This window comes from Hyalangium sp., assembly GCF_045802625.1.
In the GTDB taxonomy this organism is placed as follows: Bacteria; Myxococcota; Myxococcia; order Myxococcales; family Myxococcaceae; genus Hyalangium.
The window spans coordinates 154,880-180,527 of record NZ_JBJMQP010000108.1; the positions used below are offsets into that span (position 1 = coordinate 154,880).

Annotated in this window: 23 protein-coding genes; 14 read left to right on the top strand and 9 right to left on the bottom strand. The window is 68.9% G+C overall.

Annotation, left to right across the window (positions count from 1 at the left end):
- Positions 1–115 precede the first annotated feature (115 nt).
- A complete protein-coding gene (ftsZ, locus tag ACJ8AT_RS19615; protein WP_407739292.1) occupies positions 116–1,345 on the top strand; it encodes a cell division protein FtsZ in 1,230 nt (409 codons plus the stop codon).
- 122 nt (positions 1,346–1,467) lie between these two features.
- Here ftsZ and ACJ8AT_RS19620 read toward each other — a convergent pair whose 3' ends face one another.
- Positions 1,468–1,845: a hypothetical protein gene (locus ACJ8AT_RS19620; RefSeq protein ID WP_407739293.1), complete on the bottom strand. Its 378-nt coding sequence runs from the start codon at positions 1,843–1,845 to the stop codon at positions 1,468–1,470.
- Positions 1,846–2,000: 155 nt separating this feature from the next.
- Between ACJ8AT_RS19620 and ACJ8AT_RS19625 the strand changes: the two genes are divergently transcribed.
- The 3 genes from ACJ8AT_RS19625 (at position 2,001) to ACJ8AT_RS19635 (ending at position 4,417) form a co-directional block, all read left to right on the top strand.
- Positions 2,001–3,350, top strand: a complete 1,350-nt coding sequence (locus ACJ8AT_RS19625) for an acetyl/propionyl/methylcrotonyl-CoA carboxylase subunit alpha (RefSeq protein ID WP_407739294.1) — start codon at positions 2,001–2,003, stop codon at positions 3,348–3,350.
- Between the two features lie 62 nt (positions 3,351–3,412).
- Positions 3,413–3,625 (top strand): biotin/lipoyl-binding carrier protein, encoded by a 213-nt coding sequence (locus ACJ8AT_RS19630; RefSeq protein WP_324956689.1) that lies wholly within the window; start codon positions 3,413–3,415, stop codon positions 3,623–3,625.
- Between the two features lie 15 nt (positions 3,626–3,640).
- Positions 3,641–4,417: an enoyl-CoA hydratase/isomerase family protein gene (locus ACJ8AT_RS19635; RefSeq protein ID WP_407739295.1), complete on the top strand. Its 777-nt coding sequence runs from the start codon at positions 3,641–3,643 to the stop codon at positions 4,415–4,417.
- 12 nt (positions 4,418–4,429) lie between these two features.
- Here ACJ8AT_RS19635 and ACJ8AT_RS19640 read toward each other — a convergent pair whose 3' ends face one another.
- Both ACJ8AT_RS19640 and ACJ8AT_RS19645 read right to left on the bottom strand, forming a co-directional pair.
- Entirely contained in the window at positions 4,430–5,023 is a 594-nt protein-coding gene (locus ACJ8AT_RS19640; protein ID WP_224245346.1) for a response regulator, read from the bottom strand.
- A 71-nt stretch (positions 5,024–5,094) separates the two neighbouring features.
- Positions 5,095–6,810 (bottom strand): FHA domain-containing protein, encoded by a 1,716-nt coding sequence (locus tag ACJ8AT_RS19645; RefSeq protein ID WP_407739296.1) that lies wholly within the window; start codon positions 6,808–6,810, stop codon positions 5,095–5,097.
- Between the two features lie 251 nt (positions 6,811–7,061).
- On the opposite strand from ACJ8AT_RS19645, the gene ACJ8AT_RS19650 reads away from it, so the two are divergent.
- Positions 7,062–8,582: a rhomboid family intramembrane serine protease gene (locus ACJ8AT_RS19650; RefSeq protein WP_407739297.1), complete on the top strand. Its 1,521-nt coding sequence runs from the start codon at positions 7,062–7,064 to the stop codon at positions 8,580–8,582.
- Between the two features lie 26 nt (positions 8,583–8,608).
- On the opposite strand, the gene ACJ8AT_RS19655 is transcribed toward ACJ8AT_RS19650, so the two are convergent.
- Together ACJ8AT_RS19655 and ACJ8AT_RS19660 are read right to left on the bottom strand one after the other, a co-directional pair.
- The gene (locus tag ACJ8AT_RS19655) at positions 8,609–9,508 is read right to left on the bottom strand and encodes a hypothetical protein (protein WP_407739298.1); all 900 of its coding nucleotides are present in this window, start codon (positions 9,506–9,508) and stop codon (positions 8,609–8,611) included.
- A 12-nt stretch (positions 9,509–9,520) separates the two neighbouring features.
- Positions 9,521–10,873 (bottom strand): hypothetical protein, encoded by a 1,353-nt coding sequence (locus tag ACJ8AT_RS19660; RefSeq protein ID WP_407739299.1) that lies wholly within the window; start codon positions 10,871–10,873, stop codon positions 9,521–9,523.
- 499 nt (positions 10,874–11,372) lie between these two features.
- On the opposite strand from ACJ8AT_RS19660, the gene ACJ8AT_RS19665 reads away from it, so the two are divergent.
- The 6 genes from ACJ8AT_RS19665 (at position 11,373) to ACJ8AT_RS19690 (ending at position 18,223) form a co-directional block, all read left to right on the top strand.
- Positions 11,373–13,637 (top strand): ArnT family glycosyltransferase, encoded by a 2,265-nt coding sequence (locus ACJ8AT_RS19665; protein WP_407739437.1) that lies wholly within the window; start codon positions 11,373–11,375, stop codon positions 13,635–13,637.
- Positions 13,634–14,551, top strand: coding sequence for an ABC transporter ATP-binding protein (locus ACJ8AT_RS19670; protein ID WP_407739300.1), 918 nt, complete (start codon positions 13,634–13,636; stop codon positions 14,549–14,551). The genes ACJ8AT_RS19665 and ACJ8AT_RS19670 overlap by 4 nt, the downstream gene beginning before the upstream one ends.
- A 2-nt stretch (positions 14,552–14,553) precedes the next feature.
- A complete protein-coding gene (locus ACJ8AT_RS19675; RefSeq protein ID WP_407739301.1) occupies positions 14,554–15,354 on the top strand; it encodes an ABC transporter permease subunit in 801 nt (266 codons plus the stop codon).
- Positions 15,355–15,540: 186 nt separating this feature from the next.
- Positions 15,541–16,602, top strand: a complete 1,062-nt coding sequence (locus ACJ8AT_RS19680; RefSeq protein ID WP_407739302.1) for an SPFH domain-containing protein — start codon at positions 15,541–15,543, stop codon at positions 16,600–16,602.
- A gap of 112 nt (positions 16,603–16,714) precedes the next feature.
- Positions 16,715–17,338, top strand: coding sequence for an alpha-ketoglutarate-dependent dioxygenase AlkB (locus ACJ8AT_RS19685; RefSeq protein WP_407739303.1), 624 nt, complete (start codon positions 16,715–16,717; stop codon positions 17,336–17,338).
- A gap of 21 nt (positions 17,339–17,359) precedes the next feature.
- Positions 17,360–18,223 carry a transglycosylase domain-containing protein gene (locus ACJ8AT_RS19690; protein WP_407739304.1) on the top strand — a complete coding sequence of 288 codons (864 nt, stop codon included), beginning with the start codon at positions 17,360–17,362 and terminating at the stop codon, positions 18,221–18,223.
- Between the two features lie 29 nt (positions 18,224–18,252).
- Here ACJ8AT_RS19690 and ACJ8AT_RS19695 read toward each other — a convergent pair whose 3' ends face one another.
- The 4 genes from ACJ8AT_RS19695 to ACJ8AT_RS19710 form a co-directional block, all read right to left on the bottom strand.
- Positions 18,253–19,521, bottom strand: coding sequence for an alpha-amylase C-terminal beta-sheet domain-containing protein (locus ACJ8AT_RS19695; protein WP_407739305.1), 1,269 nt, complete (start codon positions 19,519–19,521; stop codon positions 18,253–18,255).
- 47 nt (positions 19,522–19,568) lie between these two features.
- The gene (locus ACJ8AT_RS19700; protein WP_407739306.1) at positions 19,569–19,934 is read right to left on the bottom strand and encodes a response regulator; all 366 of its coding nucleotides are present in this window, start codon (positions 19,932–19,934) and stop codon (positions 19,569–19,571) included.
- A 2-nt stretch (positions 19,935–19,936) separates the two neighbouring features.
- The gene (locus ACJ8AT_RS19705) at positions 19,937–21,439 is read right to left on the bottom strand and encodes an RAD55 family ATPase (RefSeq protein ID WP_407739307.1); all 1,503 of its coding nucleotides are present in this window, start codon (positions 21,437–21,439) and stop codon (positions 19,937–19,939) included.
- A gap of 89 nt (positions 21,440–21,528) precedes the next feature.
- Positions 21,529–23,220, bottom strand: a complete 1,692-nt coding sequence (locus tag ACJ8AT_RS19710; protein WP_407739308.1) for a chromosome segregation protein SMC — start codon at positions 23,218–23,220, stop codon at positions 21,529–21,531.
- A 30-nt stretch (positions 23,221–23,250) separates the two neighbouring features.
- On the opposite strand from ACJ8AT_RS19710, the gene epmA reads away from it, so the two are divergent.
- From epmA to ACJ8AT_RS19725, 3 genes are read left to right on the top strand one after another with little or no spacing between them, the layout of a single operon-like run.
- A complete protein-coding gene (gene epmA / locus ACJ8AT_RS19715; RefSeq protein WP_407739309.1) occupies positions 23,251–24,255 on the top strand; it encodes an EF-P lysine aminoacylase EpmA in 1,005 nt (334 codons plus the stop codon).
- A complete protein-coding gene (locus ACJ8AT_RS19720; protein WP_407739310.1) occupies positions 24,252–24,986 on the top strand; it encodes a lysophospholipid acyltransferase family protein in 735 nt (244 codons plus the stop codon). The genes epmA and ACJ8AT_RS19720 overlap by 4 nt, the downstream gene beginning before the upstream one ends.
- Entirely contained in the window at positions 24,983–25,648 is a 666-nt protein-coding gene (locus ACJ8AT_RS19725) for an inorganic pyrophosphatase (protein WP_407739311.1), read from the top strand. The genes ACJ8AT_RS19720 and ACJ8AT_RS19725 overlap by 4 nt, the downstream gene beginning before the upstream one ends.

Sequence of the window (25,648 nt, forward strand, 5' to 3'; positions counted from 1 at the left end):
GGGCGGCTGCTACAGGCAAGTAGCGGAATACTTGCCAAAGATCCCGACTTGCTGATGATTGGTGGCCTTGGAAACGCGCACGCCCAGGTGCGCGGCTTCCGCCGAAAGGATCACCATGGACCAGTTCGAGCAGAACAAGCAGGCCGCGAAGATCCGTGTTGTCGGCGTGGGTGGAGCCGGCTGCAACGCGGTGAACACGATGATCCTGGCCAAGCTGGAACGGGTCGACTTCATCGCTGCCAACACCGACGTGCAGGCGCTGGCCGCCAACAAGTCGCCGACGCGGCTGCAGCTCGGACAGACGTTGACCAAGGGCCTGGGGGCGGGCGCCAACCCGGAGATGGGCCGCGAGGCCGCCCTGGAGTCCAAGGAGCAGATCGCCGCCGTGCTCGAGGGCGCGGACATGGTGTTCGTCACCGCGGGCATGGGCGGTGGCACCGGCACGGGCGCCGCGCCCATCATCGCGGACATCGCCAAGAGCCTGGGCTGCCTCACGGTGGGCGTGGTGACCAAGCCCTTCCTCTTCGAGGGCAACAAGCGCCGCAAGCAGGCCGAGCAGGGCCTGGTGGAGCTCAAGGCCGCGGTGGACACGCTGATCACCATCCCCAACCAGCGGCTGCTCACCCTGAGCACCGAGCCCATGCCGCTCTTGGAGACCTTCAAGCGCGCGGATGAAGTCCTGCTCAACGCGGTGCAGGGCATCTCGGATCTCATCCAGTACCACGGCTACATCAACGTGGACTTCGCGGATGTGAAGACCATCATGAGTGACAAGGGCCTGGCGCTCATGGGCACCGGCCGCTCCTCGGGCACCAACCGCGCGCTCAACGCCATGCAGCAGGCCATCTCCAGCCCGCTGCTGGAGGACGTCTCCATCGACGGCGCCACCGGCCTGCTGATCAACATCACCGGCGGCCGGGACATGACGCTGCAGGAGGTGAATGAGGCCCTCACGCTGGTGCATGACGCCGCTGACAGCGAGGCGGAGATCATCTTCGGCTCGCTGATCGACGAGGAGATCAAGGACGAGGTGAAGATCACCATCATCGCCACGGGCTTCGTGCACCGGGACAGCCGGCAGCCGCAGCGCGTGGTGGCGGTGCCCGCGACGCCAGTGCCGCTCGTCACCCGCCCGGCGCCCTCGGTGCTCAACGCCGCTCGCGAGGAAGTGGCCAGCCTGGTGCCCGCCAAGGCCGGGGCTCGCACCATGTCCTCCTCTGAGAACAAGGCGGTGACGACGCCCCCGCGCACCGCGGTGGTGAAGGACGCGGCGCTGCCCCTGGACGAGGATCAGTTCGACATCCCCACCTTCCTGCGGCGCCAGGGCCAGACCGAGATGCCCTGAGCGGACGGGCGGGGCCATGAGGCTCGCCCCCGCTGAGCCCTTGCAGTCCCTGGAAGCAATCGAGGCACCTCCCGCAGCCCGCGCGAGGTGCCTCGTTCGTTTCGCCCATGAGGGCGGCTTCGCTAGCTGCGCGGGAGGTGCGCCACGCTGGCCTCATCCCGGCCGGACAGCGCGTCGCTGCGAGAGAGCAGGGTGTCCAGCTCCTCGTAGACTTCCTCGATGCGCTCGGGCAGGCGGGGAGCGGGGGTGACGCCCTCGCCGGCGAGCAGCTCGATCAGGGAATTGACGCGCTGCAATATCTGTCGCGCCTTCAGCAGGGCCCGGCCCTGCCGGGTGCCCTCGGGAGAGAAGAGGGTGCCGCCCTGGTACAGCGTCTCCAGGGCCACGCGGTTGGTCGCCAGACGATCCGCGGCCCTCGCGCGATAGAGCTCCAGCCTCCGCTCGCGCCGGGCTCCCAGCAGATCCACCACCGTCCCCGCGCCTGTGTCGTTCCGCTTCAAAGTGCCGGCAAGGTACGCCAGGGCCGCGAAGGATCGCAATGGTGCGACGCGGCTGTACGGCTCTGTACGGTCCTGTGGCGAGCGCTCGGCTGGCAGCTTGTCAGGGCAGGGGGTGGGGATTAGGTTGGCCGCCCTTCCGAGCCAGGGTGCCAGCCATGTTCAAGAAGCTGCTCATCGCCAACCGGGGGGAGATCTCCCGTCGTATCGGAGTGGTGGCCCGAGGGATGGGGATCTCCACCGTCGCCATCTATTCGGATGCGGACGCGGATCTGCCCTTCGTGAAGGAGGCGGACGAGGCGGTGCGCATCGGCCCCGCCCCGGCCAAGGACAGCTACCTCAACATCCCCGCCATCCTCGAGGCGGCGAAGAAGACGGGCGCGCAAGCCGTCCACCCGGGCTACGGCTTCGTGTCGGAGAACGCGGAGTTCGCCCGCGCCTGCACGGAGGCCGGTATCACCTTCGTGGGCCCGCCGCCCGAGGCCATGCTGCGGATGAAGGACAAGAGCCAGGCGCGCAAGCTGGTGGCGGCCGCGGGCGTGCCGGTGGTGCCGGGCACCGAGGACGTGGTGCCGGACGTGGGCAGCGCCGTCGCGGCGGCCGAGCGCATTGGCTACCCGGTGCTCTGCAAGGCGGCGGGAGGAGGCGGCGGCATCGGCATGGCCGCGGCGAAGGATCCGGCCGAGCTGGAGAAGGTCTTCCGCCAGTGCACGGACCGGGCAAAGGCGGCGTTCGGGCGCGAGGGCGTGTACCTGGAGCGCTACTTCCCGGCGCCGCGCCACATCGAGGTGCAGATCCTCGGCGATCACCACGGCCACCTCATCCACGGCCTGGAGCGCGAGTGCTCCATCCAGCGGCGCCACCAGAAGGTGGTGGAGGAGGCGCCCTCGCCGCTGTTCGCGGACGGCAAGAACGCGGACGTGGCGCAGAAGCTGTTCACCGCGGCCGTCACGGCGGCCAAGGCGTTCGGCTACGCCAATGCGGGTACGGTGGAGTTCCTCTACTCGGACGGCAACGTCTACTTCATCGAGATGAACGCCCGGCTCCAGGTGGAGCACCCGGTGACGGAGCTGACCACGGGGTTGGATCTCATCGGCTGGCAGCTGCGCATCGCCGCCGGAGAGAGGCTCACCGTGCGCCAGGAGGACGTGAAGCGGAAGGGGGCGGCGCTGGAGTTCCGCATCTACGCGGAGGATCCGGTGAAGTTCTTCCCGTCGCCCGGGCCGCTCAAGGTGTACGTGCCTCCCCAGGGCGAGGGCGTGCGCCTGGACTCGGGCTACGCCGAGGGCAACACCGTCACCCCGAACTACGATCCGATGATCGCCAAGCTCATCGTCTCGGGCGCCACCCGCGCGGAGGCCATCGAGCGCTCCATCAAGGCCCTGGAGCAGTTCCGCATCGAGGGCATCAAGACGAACATCCCGCTGCACCTGCGCATCCTGAAGGATCCCGCCTTCCGCGAGGGCCAGCTGGATACGCGCTTCCTGGAGAACCACGCGAAGCCGTAGGCTGCGCGCGGCAGCGGCACCCTTCCCAACTTCGACGCTTCAGCGCGAGGAGGCAACACCGTATGGCGGACGTGGCGGCGCACATCACTGGCACTGTGTGGAAGATCGAGGTGAAGGTCGGCCAGAAGGTCTCCTCGGGGGACACCCTCGTCATCCTCGAGTCCATGAAGATGGAGATGCCAGTGGAGGCGACCGAGGACGGCACGGTGAAGGAGATCCGCTGCAAGGAGTCTCAGCCAGTCAACGAGGGCGATGTCCTCGTGGTGCTCGGCTAGGCGCGAGCGTCCGCCATGCACATGCAGCCCACGGTGGAGGTGGAGGACCGCGAGGACGGCGTCCGGGTGCTGACGCTCGTCAACCCGGCGCGGAAGAACGCGCTGGATGAGCGGCTCGTGGGCCTGCTGGACGCGGCGCTCTCTCCGCCGTCCCACATCCGCGCCTTCCTGATCCGCGGGGCGGGCGGCACCTTCTGCTCCGGCTTCGATCTGACGATCCTCGGGCCGCCAGCGGCGGATGGCAGCCTCCCGGACGATCTGCTCATGGCGATGCTCTCCCGGCTGGAGCACCACGAGGTGCCCAGCGTGGCGCTGGTGCAGGGGGCCGCGTTCGGCGGAGGCTTCGACCTGGCATGCGCCTGTGACTTCCGAGTGGGGACACCGGAGACCGTCTTCTGTATGCCGGCGGCGCGGCTGGGGCTCATGTACTCCGCGGAGGGCATGGCGCGGGCGGCGCGGCTGGTGGGTCTGGCGCGGGCCCGGGCGCTCTTCCTCACCGCGCTCAAGCTGGACGGGGAGACGGCGCTCACCTGGGGCATGCTGGACGAGTGCCCGCCCGCGGCCGCCGCGGAGGCCCGCGCCCTGGAGCTGTGCCAGACGCTGGCCGCGCACGCGCCGCTGGCCGTGGCGGGGATGAAGCAGGTGTTCGGGCTGATCGGCCAGCCCGTGCTCTCCGAGGAAGAGCGCATCCGGGTGCGAGCCCTGAGGGTCGCCGTCCTGGGCAGCGAGGACGCTCGGGAGGGCAGGGCGGCGTTCCTGGAGAAACGCGCGCCCCGCTTCCAGGGCCGGTAGCCTACCGCCGGCTCAGGTGTCGCCGAACAGCTCGCCCATGCGCAGCTGCAGCGCGGAGGCGATCTTGTAGAGCGACGAGATGGACGCCGAGGACTCGGCGCGCTCGATCTGCGACAGCAGCGACACGGACAGCCCGGTGCGCCGCGCCAGCTGCTTGAGCGTGAGCTCCTGCGTCTTGCGCGCGTCGCGGATGACGCGGCCGATGGCGCGGTGCAGGTCCGCCTCCGGGTCCTGCGACAGCCCCTTCTTCTGCAGGGCGTTGCGGACCGCGGTGATGAACTGCTCCGGCTCCATGGGCTTCTTCACGTAGTCGGAGGCTTGCGCCTTGAGCGAGGCCACCGCCGTGTCCACCGTGGGGTACGCGGTGGCGACGATGACGGCGACGTCCGTGTCGTACTTGCGGATCTGATCCAGCACCTCGGTGCCGGACATCTGCGGCATCATCATGTCGAGGATGACGAGGTGGAAGTCGGACCCCCGCAGGATTTCCACCGTCTGGGTGGGATCCGTGGTGGTGACGACCTCATAGCCCTCGCGGGTCAGCACCAGCTTCAGGTAGTCGCAGTTGTCCTGCTCGTCATCGACCACCAGGATGCGAATCTGCACAGCCTCTCCTCACCTGCGGTTGAGAACCTTCTGGTTGCACTCGCGCGCTCCGGAACCGAGCCAGGGGCGCGCTACTTTGAGTCGTTGCCCTTGGACTTCTCGTAGTTCTCCACGGACTGCCGGACCTTGGGCGCGTTGGGGTGATCCGGCGCCAGCTTCAGGAACTCGCGGTAGTGCTTGGCCGCTTCATCCCACCTGGAGAGCCCGGCATAGGCGGCGCCCAGCACCATATGGCAGTCGGCGTTCTCCGGGGTGAGCTGCGTGCACTTCGAGGCCAGGGTGAGCGCCTGATCATATTGCCGGGCCCGGAGCAGCTTGGCCGCGTCGCTGTAGAACTGCTTGGCCTGCTCCTGGGCATTGGCCTCCGGCGGCGCGGGCGGCTTGTTCGTCGGGGAAGGCGGCGGCTTGACCGGCTCGGCCGTCTTCACCTGGGGGGTGGGCTCCTGGGGGAGCGAGGCCATCAGCTCGTCGTACTTCGCGCCGAAGTGCTCCGAACCCTTGGCGGGCTCCGCCAGCTTCGGGACCTGATCGTACTTCTTCTGGTTGAAGGCCTCGCGGGCCTCGGCGAGGGCGCGCTGGGCCTCCTGCTCGCGCGAGGCCTTGTCCAGCAGGGCCTGGCCCTCCGCCGGCAGCGTGCCGTTGAAGTTCTTGAGCTCGTCGATGGCCTTGTCGAAGTCGCCCTGATCATAGGCCTGCTGGGCGCTCTGGAGGCGGCCCTGCAGCGCCTTGGCCGGATCGGCCGTGGCGGTGCCCGGGTTGGACTTCTCGGGGGGCTCGGGAGTCCCGCTCTGCGGCTGCGGGGGATTCTCCTGGTGGACCACCTCGGGGTGCTTCGGCCCGGGGCCTTCCTTGAAGGGGCCGACCTTGAGGAACCAGGCGCCACCGGCGCCACCGGCCAGCAGCACTCCCATGAGGCCCAGCGCCAGGGGCAGCTTCGAGCGGCCCAGGGAGCCCAGCGAGCCCACCGCCTCGCCAGCGGCGACGAACTTCAGCTTCACGTGGCCCAGCTCCACCACGTCCCCGTGGTTCAGCGGCGCCTGGGCGTAGCTCTCTCCGTTGACGGTGAGCCCGTTGGCCGACTGCATGTCGATGATGCGCCACTCGCCGTTGTCCTCGCGGACCACCTTGGCGTGCGTGCGCGACAGCGAGCGGTGGTCGATGACGATGTCGTTGTCATCGGTCCGGCCGATCTTCATTTCCGTGCGGATGCAGGAGTACTCCTGGCCCCGCAGCTCCGCGCTCACCACCACGAAGCGGGGCGCCTCCTCGGCCTCGAGCTCCTGGACCTTGCGGCTCCGGTTGCCCTCCACCTGGTCCATCTTGATGATGGCGGTGGAGTGCCGGCGCTCGGCGGCGCCCGCGGCGGGAGAGGTGTTCGGCTCCTCGTCCTGGACGGGAGCCTCGGCCTCGGTCTCGGGCTCCGAGTGGCCATCGGCCGAGTCCTCGGTCCCGGAAGCCCCACGCATCGAGCGCGGAGGCAACGTCGCCTGCGCCGAGGTGTCGCTCTGCAGCGCCAGATCGTAGTCGCCGATCTGGATCAGATCGCCGTCCTTGACGGGCGACTGGCCGCTGATCCGCTCGCCGTTGATGCGAGTCCCATTGGAACTGCCCAGATCCTCCACCACGACATGCCCGTTGAGGCGCATGAGGCGAGCGTGGCGGCGGGACACGTTTCGTTCCGTCAGGCGGATGGTGTTGCCTTCCTGACGGCCGATCGTGATCTCTTCGCGCACGAAGGGAACAACGGTCTTGCGCCCCTCGTCGTCTTCGATGATGAGCTTCAGCACGGGTCGGATCCGCTTACAGCTATAGCAGAAGGGGCAGAACCGTTACAAGGCATGCATCCCCCGAAAATGACAGCGCTTTTCCAGATGGATGGGGGAAAGTGGGCACCGTTGTCCATCGGACAGGTGGACGTTTTGCCCGTCTTCCTGGGGAGGGGGCAGGAGGATCAACCCGAGTGAGCTCTCCCCTGGCCACCGCACCCCCCGTTGGAGCGACAGCGACCGTCCGAGGGCGACTGGGGAGGCTGCCCTGGGTGACGCTGGGGCTGGCGGCGGTGCTGGCCGGGATCTACGGGTGGACGGCCTGGGCCGGGCCGCTGGATGTGGATGGGATGGTGCGCTTCGGCGCCAAGGTGGGGCCGCTGATGACCGAGGCGGGCGAGCCCTGGCGGTTGCTGACGGCGAACTTCCTCCATCGGGATGGGCTGCACCTGGGGCTGAACCTGCTGGTGCTGGTGGCGGTGGGCTCGGTGCTGGAGGGCACCTGGCGGCGGCTGGACTATGGAGCGCTGCTGCTGGCGGCGGGGCTGTCGACGATGACGTGCTCGCTGCTGTGGGCCGAGGAGGTGAGCGTGGGGGCCTCGGGCGTGGCCTATGGCTGCGTGGGGGCGCTCATCGTGCTGGGGCGCCGCTACCGCGCGGAGCTGTCCCCGGTGGGCCGGCGGCTGGCGGGCGAGGGGGTGCTGCCCACGGTGCTCGTCTTCCTGTGGATGGGGTGGACCTCCGTGGGCGTGGACAACGCGGGACACCTGGGCGGCTTCGTCACGGGCCTGCTGGTGGGGCGCTTCGTCAAGCCGGAGCGGCTGCTGGCGAGCGAGCCCCGGAGCGTGAGCCTGGCGCGGGCCGGGAGCGTGGTGGCGGTGTCGGTGGTGCTGGCGGCGGCGGGGGTTTTCGGGCGCTCCCTGTGGCGCGTGGAGCGGGATGACGTGTTCGGCGTGTCGGTGGCGATGCCGGGGAGCTGGCGCCAGGGAGCGGATCGGCTGGGCCGGCTGGCCTTCTCCAACGGGCTGCCCGGGCTGGGGCGCGCGAGCTTCGCCGCGGAGGCCATCGAGGCCGGCGAGCCGGGGGATGGAGAGCTCCAGGCGGTGCACTTCATGGAGACGACGCTGTCGCCCGGGGTGGCCGCGCCCGAGGGACGGCCGGTGAATGTCCGGGGGCCGGTGCCTGCCTGGGTGAGTGGCGGGCGCGCGCAGCAGGTCCAGGCGGAGCTGCAGGGGCCTGGAGGGGCCACCCACCTGAGGGCGCTCTTCGTGCCGCGCGGCGAGTTCGTGTACCAGCTGGTGTTCACCTGGCCCGAGGCGTTCCCGCGATATGTCCACGTGGTGGATCGGATGGTGGCGGAGCTGCGGCTGGAGGAGCCGGCGATGCTGCGCGAGGCCCGGGCGCGGGCGCTGCTCGTACCTGGGGCGAGCGAGCCGCTGGCGGAGCTGGGCACGGCGCTGCGGCGGTGGGGCCGGCCGGAGGAGGCAGTGGAGCCCCTCACGGAGGCCGTGCGGCTGGCTCCCTCGCAGGTGGGGACGCGGGTGGAGCTGGCGCGAGCGCTCTTCGAGTCCGGGCGCGTGGAGGAGGGCTGCCGCGCCGCCGAGGAGGCCCAGGTGTACGGGCCCTTGGAGACGGGAGCGCTCGAGGCGGGGGTGCGCTGTGAGCTGGCGAGGGGGAACACCGAGCGGGCGCTCCAGCGGCTGGAGGAGGCCCGGCGCGTGGATCCGCGCGATCCCCGGTTGCGAGCGGCGGAAGCGGCTCTGCGCGCGACCGTGAAGGCTGGAGGCCGGTAACGCGGGAGCCCGTCGCGTGGCTCAACTCAGAGCGCGCTGAACGTCCGCAGCAGGAGCCGCGCGCCCGCGGCCCACTCGGTCTGGTTCGAGAGCCCCACATCCTTATAGGCGTAGGTGCCGTAGAGCTGGAGCCAGAGCGGCTGGTTGTTCACGGCGAACAGGATGCGCTCGACGCTCGCGTCCGCGCGAACCCGGAAGCGCCGGTCGCCCTCGAAGCTGTTGATCCACCCCGCCAGCCCCGAGGCGCGCAGCGTCCACCACCCATCCGCCGTCTCGTACCCGGTCTCGAGCACCGCGGAGGTGAAGGGCGAGATCTCCTGCACCAGCGCTCCATCCGGCATGCGCCGCAGCGAGTGGCTCGCCGCGGGCCCGAAGCCCAGCCACAGCCGCCCGCTCGCCGAGCGGAGGGGATCCAGCAGCAGCGCGGCCCGCCCCGTCTCCACCGTCAGCCCGGGGCCTTCCCAGACACGCCGCTCCAGGTGCCCCGCGCGCACCGCGAGCGTCACATCGAACGGGAAGGGGATGCGCAGGGGCTTCGAGGTGGGAATGAGGATGAAGCCTTCCTCCAGGTGCCGGCGGAAGGTGCCTTCATACAAGGTGGTGGTGAGCTCGCGCCGCACGTTGCCCGGGGTGGCCTCGGTGACGAGGATGCGGTGGGTGTTGAACCAGAGCATGCCCTTGCTGCGGCTGGTGCGCTCGGTGCGCAGCAGCAGGCCCGCTTGCAGCGTGGGCAGCGCCACGCCCTCGCGCACCTGCATCCCCGTCCCGAGCAGCAGCGCGTTGCCCGGATCGAAGCAGGTGGGGAAGGGCTCACCGGCATCATCCTCCGCCCGGCAGTCCGCCGCCTGCGGCGCCGCCGAGACCACCGACCCCTGAGGGGCAGGGGGCAGGGCGAACAGCAGGGCGGTGAGTCCGAGCGCGAGCATTCCGTCGGGTCCCTACCGAGCACTCGCCAGCGGGGCGCTCCGGCGCGCCGGCGCCCACAGGGAGACACGCAGGCCCATGTTGGCGGACCACTCCCACCTCGGGTCCACGAAGGGGATGTCGTTGCGCTCCACTCCCCGCCCATCCAGCAGCAGGCTCACGGGCTGATCGTTGATGGCCAGCAGGATGACCTCGTAGCCGGCGCGGACCCTCATGCGCACGGGGGCCAGCGGGCGGCCTGCCAACTCGTCCGCCAGGAGCACCCGCTCCGCCTCGGCGCCAAAGATCAGATGGTGGAAGCCGTCCGAGTCCAGCGTGAGATCTCCCTCCAGCGCGGCGGCGGGCACCAGCGTGTTCATGGCGTGCGTGCGGTCGCGCTCGATGGCCGCTCCCGCGCGCAGCCGGACGAAGGACACCAGGTCCGGCGAGTGCCATAGATCCAGCGTGCCATGCAGGGTGCCCCAGGTGAGCAGGCTCAGCTCGGTGCCCTCTCGCTGGATCGTCTCCTGGTGGAGCGCCTCCATCCAGGTGCCCAGGTTGAGCCCGACGTCGAAGCGGCGCGGCTTGCCGAAGAACGTGGTGATGCGGAAGAGGGGCACCTTGCGCTCGACGCTGAAGTCATAGCGCAGGAGCGTGAAGTCCAGGCTCGACGCACCCAGGAACAGCTCGGTGTCCATGAACGTGAGCCGGTGCAGCTTGCGGTCCTCGTCATCGTCCGAGAACTCCGTCTGGATACCGAAGTCCACCCGGATGCGATGCGTCACCGCGCCCTCGCCCTGGCGGAAGAGCGGGGCCCACGCGCCGCCCAGGTAGACACGCCGGTGCAGATCGAAGTTGAACTGCATCACCCGGCCCTGCTCGTCGCGGTACCAGCCCGGAGGCGCCTCGGCGATGGCTGGGACGAAGCGGTAGCCCTCCTGGACGCGTGCGTCGACGCTCACCTGGGAAGGGTCGCAGTAGGAGGTGCGCAGCAAGGGACGGTCCGTCTCCTGGCCGTCCGAGTCCAGCTCGTTGGCCGGGGCGATGAGGCACCGCCGCGTCACCGGGTCGCACTGCATCCGGTACATCCCCGAGGGCACCTGCCGGGTGGACGGGAGCTTCGTGCAGGTGATGGGCTGGTCATAGCGGAGCGAGGGCCGCGGCTCCTCCGGCGTCAGCAGCCCCGTCAGGTCGGTTTCCGAGCGGGTTGGCTGTGGGCTCGGAGCCGGGGGCTTTCCCTGCTCTGGGAACTCCGGGAGCTTGAGCTGCATCGTGCCCTCGCTCGAATTCTCCCCGCCCTGATGCGTCTCGGGTGGGGGAGCGCTCTCCGGGCTCTCGACCTGCGAGAGCAGGAGGGCCCAACTCAGCGCTGCTGCCTGGATGATCATCTCGCCTCCCACATCAGACCCCGTTTCAGGCGGGGCCGGCTCGCAAGGCCTCTTCAAACCGCGTGCCCCCGCTCAAGGAGCGAGCTTTCGCGGGGTTGGTGCGCGCCAGGTGTGCAGCGTCCGGCACAATGCACGGCGCCCGTGGCGCGGTCCAGGCCCACCGGTGGAGGTCGACCCGGGGCGGCACGGGGGATATACGGGGGGAATACGGTCGCGTCCCGAAGGGTAGGCGGGCCGCATCCAGACGGAGGCACTCCTTTCCGTGGCGAGTGACGGCGAGCAGCAACAGCAGGCAGAGACGCAGAAGGCCGGGGAGCCTCAGCCGGCGCAGCCGCCGCAGCCGGCCGCGGAGCCGCAGCCGGCGGACAAGCCGCAGCCGGCGGAGAAGTCGTCGCAGGCGGAGCAGGCACAGCCGCCGCAGGCCGCGGAGCCGCAGCAGGTGGCGAAGGCGGAGCAGTCGCCGGCAGCACCGCCGCAGCCGGAGCCGGAGCCAGAGACCTTGCTCGAAGGGGTCTTCGGCAAGAAGTTCCGCGACGAGCTCTGGATCAAGCGCTGGAGCGCGCTGCCGTTGACGGTGCGCGTGCTGCTGGTGTCGGGCGGGTTCGCGGCGCTGCTGTTCATCCCCTACCTGGGAGCCGTGGGGCTATGGGATCCCTGGGAGACGCACTACGGCGAGGTGGCGCGGATGATGGTGATGCGCCACGACTACGTGTACCCCTGGTGGGAGAACGCGTGGTTCTTCTCCAAGCCGCCGATGACGATGTGGATGCAGGCGCTGGGGATGCAGGTGGTGGGCGCGCTGCGAGAGCCGGGCGAGCTGGCCCGCTACACCGAGTGGGGCATGCGGATGCCCTTCGCCCTGCTGAGCGTCGCCGCGGTGGCGCTGCTGTCGCTGGCGGTGTCGCGGGTGGTGAGCCTGAGGGCGGGGCTGGCCACGGCCTTCGTGCTGTGCACCATGCCGCTGTACTTCCTGCTCACCCGGCAGACGGTGACGGACACGCCGTTCGTCACCTCGATGATCTGCGCCATGGCGTGCGCGTTCATCGGCCAACTCGATGACACGACGAAGCACCGCACCGCGTGGTGGTACGCCTTCTATGTCTTCCTGGGCGTGTCGGTGCTGGCCAAGGGCCTGCTGGGGCTGCTGCCGGCGGCCTTCCTTCTGATCTACGCGGGGCTGGCCGTCATCCCCTGGAGCTGGGACGCGGGGCGCGAGCACCTGCGCTGGCTGTGGAAGCGCTCCGTCCGCAAGGAGGTCCGCGAGGGCAAGCAGCCCATGCCCGTGCTCTGGGGGCAGATGTTCCGGATGCGGCTGGGCACCGGCTTCCTCGTGTTCTGCGCGGTGGCCGTGCCCTGGTACCTCACGCTGAGCCTGTTCGACGGCGTGGATGACGAGGGCAAGGGCTTCTTCTACCGCTTCTTCATCCACGATCACCTGAACCGGCTCACGGCGGGCGTGCACACCACCACGCCGGGCGGCACCTTCATCTACTTCATCGAGCAGGGTGGCTACGCCATCTTCCCTTGGGTGGCGCTGCTGCCGGGTGCCTTCGCGGCCGTGTCCCGGCTGAGGCTGCGCTCGGCGTCCAAGGCGGACCACCTGGCGCTGCTCGCGGTGCTGTGGGTGGCCTTCAGCTTCTACCTGCTGGCCTCCAGCGCCACGAAGTTCCACCACTACACCTTCCCCATCCTCCCCGGGCTGGCCATCCTCATCGCGCTCTTCATCGATCGGCTCTGGCAGGAAGGCCCCGCCGAGCACGCGGTGAGCCTGCTCTTCGGGCTCGTGCTCTTCATCCTCGTGGGCAAGGACATGGCCGAGAACCCCAAGGCCTTCACCGATCTGTTCGTCTACAACTACGATCGGCCCTACCCCACGGAGCTCGTCACCAAGCCCATCCCGTACTTCTGGAGCCGGTCGCTGTGGAGCGGTGACGTGGCGGCGATGGTGCTGCTCGCGCTGGGCGCGTACTTCACCGGCGAGGCGTTCTTCACCAAGGACAGCAAGCGCCGCACCCCCGCCAGCCGCACGGGGGCGCTCGTGATGCTGCTGGGCGGAGGCGTGGCGGAGGTCGCCGTCTCCACCCAGGGCGCGGTGTCCGCCACGGGCCTGCTCGGCGTGGCGTTGGGGCTGATCGGGCTCTTCAACGCGTGGGTGGTGGTGCGCGCCAAGCCCGGAGATCGCCTCTGGAACGCCATCTTCGCGGCCGGCTGGCTGCTGGCGGGAGCCGGGCTCGCGTGGCAGGGCTTCGCTCACTCCTTGGGCGGGGACTCGCTGCTGCGGGTGATGATGGAGCCGGTGAACGTGAAGATGGCCCTGGGCGTCGGCTTCGCCCTGGGCGGCACGATCAGCACGGTGGCCGCGCTCAAGCAGTCCAAGGTGATGCTCTTCAGCACCTTCTGGGTGTTCGTGTGCAGCTTCGCGCTCTGGTTCAACTGGAACCACTGGGTGAGCCTGTCCCACCACTGGACGCAGCGGGATCTGTTCTGGCGCTACTGGCGCCAGCACAAGCCGGGCGAGCCCATCGCCGCGTTCATGATGAACTGGCGCGGGGAGACGTTCTACTCGCGCAACACGGTGGAGCAGTTCCGCGCCGGCGACGCCAACGCGCGCATGCGCAACTTCGCCGCTCAGCCGGGCCGGGAGTGGGCGCTCGTGGAGCACAGCCGCCTGGGCGTGCTCTCCAGCGCGGTGGGACCTGACAAGCACGTCACCGTCATCGACCGCGACATCAACAACAAGTTCGTCCTGGTGACCATCGATTGAGCGGCATACAGGTTCAGGGGCTCGCCAAGCGCTTCGGCGAGCGGATAGCAGTGCAGGGGCTGACGTTCGACGTCCGCCCCGGCGAGGTGTTTGGTCTGCTGGGGCCCAACGGCGCCGGCAAGACGACCACGGTGCGCATGCTCACCGGGCTGCTCAAGCCCTCCGAGGGCGAGGCCCACGTGTGGGGCTACTCGGCGCGCACCCAGGGCGAGGAGCTGCGGCGCGCGGTGGGCCTGCTCACCGAGCAGCCCGGGCTCTATGACCGGCTGACGGCGCGGGAGAACCTGCGCTTCTTCATCAAGCTGCACGAGCTGGACGAGGCGGCGGCATGGCCTCGCGTGCGCGCCTACCTGGAGCGCTTCGGGCTGGCGGGCCGCGAGGACGAGCCGGTGGGCGCCTTCTCCAAGGGCATGCGCCAGAAGCTGGCCATCGTCCGCACGCTGGTGCACGACCCGAAGGTCATCTTCCTGGACGAGCCCACCTCCGGGCTGGATCCCGAGTCCGCGCGTACCGTGCGAGACGCGGTGGCGGAGCTGGCCACCGAGGGGCGCACCATCGTGCTGTGCTCGCACAACCTGGCGGAGGTGGAGCGGTTGTGCTCGCGGGTGGCCATCATCCAGGGGCGGCTGCTGGCCCTGGCGCCGCTGGGAGAGCTGCGCCGCGCGGGGCAGGCGCTGGACATCCGCGTGGAGGGAGACGCCGAGCGCTTCCTCCCGGCGCTGGCCGCGCTGCCCTTCGCCCCGGGAGTGATGAACGAGGGCGGGCGCCTGAGGGTGATGCTCACGGACGACGCCCAGGCGCCGGGCGTGCTGGCGTGCCTGGTGAACGCGGGAGCGCGAGTGCACAGCGCGGTGCCCTCGCACCGGCCACTCGAGGAAGTGTACCTGGAGCTGATCCGACAGGGGAGGGAGTGAGCATGGCGTTCCGTCCGAAGCGCGCGCTGGCGGTCTTCTGGAAGGACTTCCTGGACCTGCGCAAGAACATTGGGCTGCTGCTGTCCATGTCGATGCTGCCGCTGGTGTTCATCTTCGTGCCCATCGGCGTGGTGTGGACGTACGTGCAGCGGCCGGATGATCCGAACCTGCGCGTCATCGCCCAGTACTACGACCGAGGCCTGCCGCTCGGAGCCAACGCGGCGCGCTTCCTCATCGATCGCACGCTCACCGACTGGTTCGGCATGTTCCTGGTGATGCCCGTCTTCGTGCCCATCCTCATCTCCTCGCAGAGCGTGGCGGGCGAGAAGGAGCGCCGCACGCTGGAGCCGCTGCTGGCCTCGCCGGTGACGGCCGCGGAGCTGGTGGCCGGCAAGAGCCTGGCCTCGCTGGTGCCCGCGGTGGGCATCTCCTGGATCGCCTTTCTCCTCTTCTGCGCGGGCGTGGACTTCGTGGCGTGGCCGCTGGTGAAGGGCCCGCTCATGCCCAACGTGCTCTGGTCCTTCGGCATCTTCATCCTGGCGCCCCTGTTCGCCTTCTTCGGCAACGGGGTGGCGGTGCTCATCTCCGCGCGCGTGTCCGAGGCCCGCACCGCTCAGCAGTTCTCCGCGCTCGTGGTGCTGCCGCTGGTGGGGATGGTGGCAGGCCAGGTGGCCGGCTGGCTCACCGCGGGCATGGGCTACTACGCCATACAGGGCGCGGTGGTGCTGCTGCTGGACGCGGTGCTGCTGCTGGCCAGCATCCGCCTGCTCGATCGCGAGCGGTTGATCAGCCGCTGGGGCTGACCGGGAAGGGCGCACGAGCGCCCGCCTGCTCGGCTAGGCAAACCCCAGTGAAACTGGCATGTTGTGGGCAGAGGCTCCCTCGCCGAAGGGCGAGCATGGAATCGCCCTGGCCGCTATCCGTATGGAAGGCACGGCGGCATGGGTTTTCATAGGTGACGCGGTCCGAACGGAGGCGAAGCGAACACGATGGGTCTATTCGATTCGATCAAGGGCGAAGCGAAGCGCAACTTCATTGCCCGGGCGGACGAGGCCAAGGGTGAGATCATCTACAAGTATCCGGAGAAGAACATCCGGATGCTCACCCAGCTCACCGTGGACGCGGATGAGATCGCGCTCTTCGTCAAGGACGGCCGGGTGGAGGGCAAGCTCGGGCCAGGGCGCCACACCCTGGACAGCAAGAACATCCCGTTCCTGTCCCGGCTGCTGGAGAGCTTCACCGGCGGCAACATGTTCATCACCGAGGTGTTCTTCGTCTCCACGCGCGAGCACCCGGGCGTGAAGTTCGGCGGCCCCATCGGTGACGTGAGGGATCCGGAGACGGGCCTGGGCATCGGCACCATGGTGTACGGCGACTTCTCCATCCGGGTGACGGATCCGGAGAAGCTGGTGGTGGGCCTGGTGGGCATGGGCCGCTCCAGCAACGAGGACTTCCTGGGCTGGTTCAAGAATCAGGTCCAGAAGGTCACCAAGGATCGCATCGCCGAGCTGCTGGTGAAGAAGCGCTGGCCGCTGCTGGACGTGACGAGCGGCGCGTACACCGAGGAGATTGAAACCGAGGTCATCTCCGGCGTGAAGCCGCACGTGGACAGCTACGGGCTGACGGTGGTGCGGCTGGGCAACTTCCACATCAGCATCAAGGAAGAGGACGAGGCGACCCTCAAGAAGTTCTCCAAGGACGTGGCCTACTCGCGCGTGGCGGGTGGCTTCCAGCAGTACGCGCAGGGCCAGGCGATGCTGGGCGCGGCCGAGGGCATGTCCAAGGGCGGTGGCGGCTCGGACGGCGCCATGGCGGGCATGGGCATGGGCATGGGCATGGGCATGGCCCAGATGTTCATGAACAACCAGCAGCCGCAGCAGCGTCAGGCTCCGCCTCCTCAGGCGGCGCCGGCCGAGGCTCCGGCGGCTGCGAGCCACGACACGCGCAGCCCCGCGCAGCGCCTGAAGGAGATCAAGGAGCTGCTCGACGCGGGCGTGCTCACCGAGGAGGAGTACAAGGCCAAGCGCGCGGAGCTGATGAAGCTCCTGTAGCCGCAGCACTCGCTTTTCGAGAGCACGGAGGCCTCCACCTCGAGCGCGGTGGGGGCCTCTGGCGTTTTGAGCGCTTGATGTCGGCACAGCCGATCGTGCGCATGTTGGAGTCATGGCAGGAAAGGACTCAGAGCGACCTGAGGGACTCATCTACGTCCCCGAGTTCATGACGGAGGCGGAGGAGCGCGAGCTGCTGGAGCACGTGCCTGCGGTGAGCTACGCGGAGATCCGGATGCGGGGCCAGGTGGCGCGGCGGCGCACGGCGCACTTCGGCTGGCTCTACGGCTACGAGAGCTGGAAGGTGGATCCCGGACCGCCCATCCCGGGCTTCCTCCTGCCGCTGAGGGCTCGGTGCGCGGAGCTGATGGAGGAATCCTCGGAGCGGCTGGTCGAGGCGCTCTTGAGCGAGTACACGCCGGGAGCCACCATTGGCTGGCACCGGGACGCGCCCATGTTCGGGCCGAAGGTGGTGGGAGTCTCGCTGGGGAGCCCGTGCCGGATGCGCTTCCAGCGCGGCAAGGACGAGGAGCGGCGCACGTTCGAGGTGGAGCTTCAGCCCCGCTCGGCCTACGTGCTGAGCGGCGAGGCTCGAAGCGCGTGGCAGCACAGCATCCCCGCGGTGAAGCAGACGCGGTACTCGATCACCTTCCGCACCCTGCGCGAGCGATGGGCCAAGGCGCGCGCACCCGAGGCCGGCTCGCTGCAGGCCCCCGAGGAGCCTCTGACCTCCCACTGATTTCGAGGTAGATGTGCCCTCATGGAGAGCCGTCACGAGTCCGGCCCCGTGGAGCCGGGGCAGAGCACGCGAAGAGTGAAGGTCACTGGAAAGCGGCGAGGGTCCTGGCGCCGCCGGCTGCTGGGTCTGGCGCTGCTGGCGCTGCTGGCTTTCGCCGCCTACGAGTACCTGCGGCTCCCGGACGCGGCGCCCTTGCTGAAGAAGAACCCGGAGACGACGGCCCTCATCGAACAGCGGGCGGCTGAGGCCCGGGAGGCGGGGCACAAGCCGAGGCGGAAGCAGTATTGGATCTCGCTGTCGAACGTCCCCAAGCACGTGATCGAAGCGGTGCTGACGTCGGAGGACTCGAGCTTCTATCTCCACGACGGCGTGGACACGGTGGAGCTGGGGAAGGCAGTGGAGGAGGCGTGGCAGAAGGGGAAGCTGGGGCGCGGGGCGTCGACCATCACCCAGCAGCTCGCGAAGAACCTCTGGCTGTCGACGGATCGCAGCCTGCTGCGCAAGGCGAAGGAGCTGGTGCTGACGTACCGGCTCGAGCAGGCGCTGCCCAAGAGCCGCATCCTGGCGCTGTACTTGAACGTGGCCGAGTGGGGTGACGGGGTCTACGGCCTCGAGGCCGGAGCGCGCGAGCACTTCGGCGTGTCCGCCCTGAGCCTCACGCCCGCCCAGGGCGCCATCCTGGCGGCGATGCTGCCCGCTCCGAGGAAGCGCACGCCCAAGTCAGGCTCGAAGACGCTGAAGCGGCACGCCCACTGGATCATCGATCAGATGCTGGAGGCCCATCGCCTCTCCGCCGAGGAGGCCGCCGCCGCGCAGGCGGAGATCGACCAGCTCCTCGGCGGCAAGCCAGAGACCGACGACTCGGGTGAAGACGAGGAGCCCTGAGAGGCTCCTCGCTCGAACGCCCTCTGTGCCTACTGCGTCCAGATAGCGTAGTTGTTGCCGGAGGTGGCCAGCGTCCAGGTGCCCGTGGGAGACCACGCGCCGTAGCCGATCTTCATCGCCACCTTGCCGGTGGTGCCGGTGATGATGGCGGCGTACTTGGAGCTGTCCGCGGCCTGGATGCTCACCGCCGAGGTGCTGGTGATGCCCTTGGACTTGCGGATGCTGATCATCGTCTTGATGGCGCTCTGGTTGGCCGTGCCCCAGTCGAAGTAGTGCACCCAGTACACGCAGGGGATGCCCGGGTGCGTCAGGATGTAGGCGTACCCCTGGAGGATCTTGTCGCTCGGGAAGGCCCAGAGGTTCTGGCCGCCGCTCGGGGTGCTCGGGCCGGTGTCGTGGTTGTCGATGAAGGTGACGGACTTGGCCGCCCACCAGCCGAGGGCGCCCGCCGGCTTGCCCGCCGCGTCCTTCAGCCGCCAGAACTCGTTGTACTGCACCGCCTGCTGGAGCAGCCCCTTGGTGGTGAAGTCGAACGCCCCCGAGTTGCCGCCCGTGGCGTCAATCCAGTTCATGATCAACTGACGGTGCGGGTCGACGTTGTTCAGGTCCAGCGTCGTCCAGTACTCGCCCACGGAGAAGTACGGCGCGGTGCGCGTGTTGTACGAGCCCACGTACGAGCCGCCGTAGCCCTTCACGTAGTCATAGCGCCACCCGGCGAACCCCGCGGGCTTCAGCGTGTTGTTCATCCAGCTGACGATGCTGTCCTGCACGTACTGCTTGGTGTGATCAATGTCTCGCGCCGAGCCGTACCCATCTCCGGTGTCGGCAGCGCCCGTGGCGCCGGTCCACTCGTCCCCCTGGCACACCGCGTCCGAGCCCCACGTGGGGTTGGTGAAGTCCGCCCAGTTGTTGGTGCCCACGCGGTGGTTGAGGACGAGATCCGCGATGGGCTTCACCCCGTTGGTGTTCAGCGCCGAGAGGGCGGCCTTCAGATCCGCCGTGGAGCCGTACTTGCTGTCGAGGATGTTGAGCTGGCGCGGCAGGTAGCCCTCGTTGGCGGCCGAGTCGCTGGGCGGCGGCAGCCACACCATGGTGAAGCCAGCGCTCTTGATGGTGGCCGCGTTGTTCTTGATGACGCCCCACCACGGATAGGTCTGGTACGAGTACCAGTGGAAGCCCTGCAGCATGACGTCACTGCTGTTGCCATCGAGCGCGCCCGCGTGGGCCACCGGGGCGGCCAGAACGAGCGAGAGGAGGCCCGTGAGGGCCACCAGGGTCTTCTTCAGGTGCGTCAGCATGTCGGCTCCTTGGAAGCGGCAGAATACAAATTGGTGACGCGGGTACGCTACCGCGCGCCAGGGGGACCGACGATACGGTGGATGATGTCCATGAGCTGCGCCAACCCGAAGGGCTTGGGCAGGAAGCCGGCGGCCGGCAGGTGTCTCCAGGCCTTCGGGGGGCTGGCGCTCATGAGCACCACTGGGACGTCGCGCAAGTTCGGATCCGCCTTCATGGCCTCCAGCACGGCGGGGCCGTTCATCACCGGCATCATGTAGTCGAGCAGGATCAGGGCGGGGCGCTCCACCGCCATCTGCTCCAGCGCCAGCTGGCCGTTGAGCGCGATGGCCGTGGGGTAGCCCTCGTCCTGGAGGAAGTCCGAGAGGGCTTCGACGATGCCGAACTCGTCATCGACGATGAGGATGGGCCCCATACCTACTTGCCCCGGCGCTTGAGCAGGCCCTTGCGAGTCTTTCCCTTGCCGGGGGACTGCACGGACAGGCCTGTCACCAACAGCTGTGCCTCCGCGAAGGGCTCGCCCACCTCAAGGCCCTTATCGCGGATGTGGAACTCGCGCAGCGTGTGATCGTGAGCACTGGTGCGGAGCTTCAGGATGTAGATGAAGCGGCGCAGCTCCGCGCGCAGCTCGGTGCAGCGGGTCAGGATGATGTTCTCACAGAGCATCGAGACGCCCCTCACGGGCAGCTTCAGCTCGAGGCCGAAGAGCGACTCCGTCTCGACCGAGAACAGCATCGTCACACCCCGGGCGCGGCACTCGTTGACGAGCGCGGCCATGAAGCGCGTGATGCGCGGCGGGTGGACGACCGCCTTGTGCAGGGCATCGAAGCCGTCAAGGAAGAGCCTGCGGACCCCACGCTCCCGGATGATCGAGACGAGCTGGACCCCGAGCGCATCGAGCAGGTTCTCCGTGGGCGGGCGGAAGCTCAGCTCGAAGAGGCCCTGCTCGATGAGGGGATCCAGGTGGAGGCCCACTCTGGCGGCCTGCTCGCGCGCGCGGTGGGGCGAGTCGTGGAAGGCGAAGTAGTGCCCGCGCTCCCGCTGGCGGGCGCCCTCCGCGAGGAAGTGCAGCCCGAGCAGGGTCTTCCCGCTGCCAGGGGAGCCCAGCAGCATCGTGCTGGAGCCCTGGAAGACGCCCCCGTGCAGCATCTCGTCCAGCCCCGGGATGCCAAAGGCCCTGCGCTCATCCGTGAGGGGAGGGGCCTGAACGTTGCTCTGCTCCACCAGCGCCTCGAGGCGCGGATGGACGACGAGGCCTTGCTGAGTGATGTCGAAGCTGTGCTGGCCGCGGAGGTGGGCGCTGCCCCGGAACTTGCGAATGATCAGCTCGCGCACCGTGCGCACCCCGAAGGTGCGCTCGCGCAGGACGAGCAGGCCGTCCACCATGGTGTGCTCGGCCTTGAGGCCCTTGCCCTGCCCCGTGGTGAGCAGGAGCGTGGTGCAGCCGACCAGGCTCGTCATCACCTGGAGCGCGTGGATGAACTTCTTGAAGGCCCGCTCCGAGGGAGCGAGCTCCTCGGCCGCGACTAGGCCGTCCAGGATCAGCAGGGTGGTGCCGCGCGCCCGGACCTCCTTGCGGATGAGATCGATGAGAGCGTCCAGCCCACCCTCCTCGAGCACGAAGTAGGCGCTCAGGTAGACCATGGCCTCGGGGATGCGCGAGGCATCGAAGAAGTCCAGGGGGCCGAGGTTGGCGATCATCCGCGCGTGCGACTCGGCGAGCAGGGTGACATAGAGGGCCCGGCCGCCGGTGCGCACGTGGTGGAAGCACACCTGATTGCCGAGGATGGTCTTCCCGGCGCCTGGCATGCCCAGCACCATATAGACGCCGCCCTTGACGAACCCTCCATGGAGAAGGGTGTCGAGGCCCTGGATGCCTGTGGAAACACGCTCGGTCTGTAGGGGCTTGGTCTCGGTCATCTCGTGCGGAAGGGGCAATGGCTTCACCTATGGCACGCATGCCGCGCCTGGTCATCCCCGGAAGTGCGGGGAGTGAGCGCGGCGGACAGTCAGGGTTGGATACTGGATGGCGGGGTGGGAGCGGGCTTGGGCGCGGGGGCGGGTGGCTGCCCGCCCGTCTTCGTGTCCAGGGTGATGGGGACCTGGAGCGTGGTGCCCAGGCGCAGCAGGAGCACGTCCGGCTCGATACCATGCTCGCCGATGGCCTGCGCCACCTCCGTCGCGGACAGGGCGTTGCCGCTGGCCCAGAGCTCCTTGAGGAAGGTGCCCGCCTGCGCGCTGCGCCACCACGCCGGGCCGAACCGGGCCTTGAGCTGGCCCTGGAGCTGCCCCGCCAGGAACCAGGCCCGGAAGTTGTCCGCCGACTCGAAGAAGTCCTCCTGATCCACCAGGTAGCGCGCCTCATCCTCGGGCTTCATCGGCATGGCGTCCGTGCGCTCCATGATGGCCTTGTAGAGCTCCTTCGCGTCCGCTCCCTCCTGGCGGTGCAGCTCCAGCTGGTACAGCAGCCTTCCGGCGGCCCGACGGATGAGGAACAGCTTGTACGCGCTCGTGGCCGCCAGGTACTGCGCCCGCTGGTCCCCGCTCACCCCGGCGTGCTCCTCCAGCCACACCGGATCCTCCAGCAGATCCTCGAAGAGGGACGCGTACGCCTCGCCCACCGTGGGGTTGCCCAGCCGCGCCAGCTCGAAGCGCTGCTCGCGCGTGAAGCCGTAGTGCAGCGCGTGCCCCACCTCATGCAGCAGCCGCTCCTGGTGCAGCACCCCCGAGGCCGGCTTCTCCGAGAGCCGCACGTCCTTCGGCACCTCGATGGCCAGCGTCAGCGGGCGCGGGTTCTTGCGCGGCAGCTCCCTGGCGTCGATGTAGATGTTGGACATCCCGGTCAGATCGATCCCCAGGCCCTGCAGCGAGCCATGCACGCGCAGCATCGCCTCCGCCTTGGGGAAGGCGTCCTCCACCTCGCGCGAGCGGAACAGCCGGGGGATGTCCGCTCGCGTGATGCTGGAGAAGGGCATGGCCAGCTCGTGCTGCGACAGCCGCTCCATCACCGTGCGGTACGGCTCCTGGGTGGCCTTGAGGATCTCCTCCGCCAGCACGCTCAGCTTGCTCAGATCCGTCTGGCGCAGCTCCGCTCCGAAGGCCTCGTACGAGGGATAGCCCAGCTCCTTCACCAGCGCCTCGGTGCGCTCCTCGCGGCGGCGCAGGGACTGGCTCAGCCGCTCGATGGCCGGCACCGCCGCGGCGGAGAGCGCGCGCCGCTTCACCGCGCTCTTCTCGTTGGCCAGCAGCCGCTCCAGATCCCGGTAGCGCACCTCGCGGCCCTCCAGGGGGAAGGTGAGCGAGGCCTCCAGGTTGGCGATGGCGTCGTTGTACTCGGCCAGCTCGCGCGCCAGGTACTCGCCCGCGAAGTGGGACTTGAGCGCCGTGAACGCCCGGATCTCTCGCGGATCCTGGGTGAGCTGGCGCAGCCGATCGATCTTCCGGATGTTCTCGACGGAGAACAGCGTCTCCTTCCCCTTGTAGGTGGCGGCGATGTCCACCGGCTTGCCCTCCGTCCAGAGATTCCACACCAGCCGGTTCTGGGTCTCGAGCAGCGCCTGGGCCTGGGCGGACAGCTCCTTCACCTCGGTGGCGAGGCGCTGCGTCTCCGTGGGCACCGGAGGAGGCAGGGGCGGAGGCGCCTTGGGACAGGCGCTGATACAGAAGGCAACAGCCAGGAGGAAGGGAACCCTTGGGGACATGTGGGGGGCAATGTAACTTCCGCCGGGCCTATGCCCAATTCTGTCCGATGGCGAGCCGCCGCGGGTCGTCAGGCGCTTCACGCCGCCCTCCGGCGTTTCTTCGCCAGCCAGGGGTACCTTGAGGTGGAGACGCCCCTGCTGGTGCCCGTCCCCGGCATGGAGCCCCACATCAACGCCTTCGAGGCGCCCTTCATCCCCGAGACGGACGTAGGCCAGCGCCGCTCGCTCTACCTGCACAGCAGCCCCGAGTACGCCATGAAGCGGCTGCTCGCCGAGGGGGCAGGCCCCCTCTTCCAGATCTGCAAGGTGTTCCGGAACGGGGAGGTGTCTCAGACGCACAACCCCGAGTTCACCATGCTGGAGTTCTACCGTCCCCACGCGGACTACCACGCCATCATGGCGGACACGGAGCAGGCGCTGGCCGAGGCGGGGCGCTCGGTGACGGGCGGAGAGCCCGGAGCGGACCCGGCCTTCTTCACCCGTGTGCCCTACGAGCGTGTCACCGTGCGAGACGCGGTGCTGCGCGCCACCGGAGTGGACTTGCGCGCCTGCCCGGATGGCCCGTCGCTCAAGCGCGCGGCCGACAAGGCGGGGGTTTACACGGGAGATTCGACGGCCTTCGATGACGTCTTCTTCCACCTGTTCCTGCAGAAGGTGGAGCGGGGGCTGGGGCACGAGCGGCCCACGTTCCTCATCGAGTACCCGGCCTCCATGGCCTCGCTGTCGCGCCTGAAGCCTGGAGACGCCACCGTGGCCGAGCGCGTGGAGCTGTACGCCAAGGGCCTGGAGCTGGCCAACGGCTTCTCCGAGCTGACGGACGCGGTGGAGCAGCGCGCGCGGTTGGTGGAGGAGCAGGCGCTGCGCAAGTCCCTGGGCCGCCCCGTGTACCCGCTGGACGAGCGCTTCCTGGAGGCGGTGGGGCGGATGCCTCCCTCGGCGGGCATCGCGGTGGGGCTCGACCGGATCTTGATGCTCCTGATGGGCGTGAGCAGCATTACGGACGTCCTCCTCTTCCCCGCCCACGAGTTCGTGTGATTCCAGACTTCCTCAAGACCGTGTTCTCGGATGTCGTCGCGGCGGGCCTCACCGGCGTCACCTCGCCGCTCACGTCGATCCTGTCCATCAAGGATCCGCGCAACGCGGACCCGCTGCTGTACCGCTGGGGCCGCTCGATGATGGCCGCGGCGGGAGCCACCCACACCGCCGAGGGCCTGGAGCACCTGCCCGAGGGCAACGTCGTCTTCGTGTGCAACCACCAGTCGAACTACGACGTGATCCTCTTCTTCGCGCACGTGCGCAAGCACACGCGGTGGGTGGCCAAGCGCGAGCTCTTCAAGATCCCCATCTTCGGGCAGACGATGCGGCTTGCGGGCAACATCCCCGTGGACCGTGATGGGAGCGAGTCGGACAAGAGCCGGCTCTCGGAGGCGGTGACGGCGGTGCGCGAGCGCGTGAGCGTCATGTTCTTCCCCGAGGGCACACGCGAATCGGATGGCAAGCTGAAGCCTTTCAAGAAGGGCGCCGCGGTGTTCGCCATCCAGGCCGGAGTGCCCATCGTCCCCATGGCGGTGTCTGGCACTCGGCTCATCCTACCCAAGGGGAGCCTGGCGATCCGCTGGGGCAAGCGCGCGGCGCTGGTGATTGGCGAGCCCATCCCGACGCAGGGGCTCACCGCGGACGATCGTGAAGCCCTCACGCACCGCTTGGAGGAGACCGTGGCGCGGCTGTATGCCAGGGCGTGCGAACTCTCGGGAGACAGACCATGAAGAAGCCTCCGCAGCACGCGTTCCAGGCCCATCCGTGGCACGGCGTGAGCCCCGGCGAGGACGCGCCGGCGACCCTGACGGCGTACATCGAGCTCGTCCCCACGGACGCGGTGAAGTACGAGCTGGACAAGGAGACGGGCATCCTGCGGCTGGACCGGCCCCAGCTGTTCTCCAGCCAGTGCCCCTCGCCCTACGGCTTCATCCCGCAGACGTTCTGTGGCCCGCTGGTGGCCAGGCGCGCCGCCGAGCGCACGGGCCGCAAGGAGATCCGGGGAGATGGAGACCCCATGGACATCTGCGTGCTGACGGAGAAGGTCATCACCAGCGGCAACCTGCTGGTGCACGCGGTGCCCATCGGCGGCTTCCGGATGATCGACGGCGACGAGGCCGACGACAAGATCATCGCCGTGCTGGAGTCGGACCTCGCCTACGGCGAGATTCAGCACATGGTCCAGGCGCCGGTGGCGATGGTGAACCGGCTCAAGCACTACTTCCTCACCTACAAGCAGATCCCCGGAGAGGGGAAGCGCAAGGTGGAGATCGCCGAGGTGTACGATCGGCCCGAGGCGCTCGAGGTCATCCGGCGCAGCATGAAGGACTACCAGAGCCTCTATGGGAAGGGCCCGACGGGCACCTTGCGCTCGGCTCGCCGCAAGCGCTGA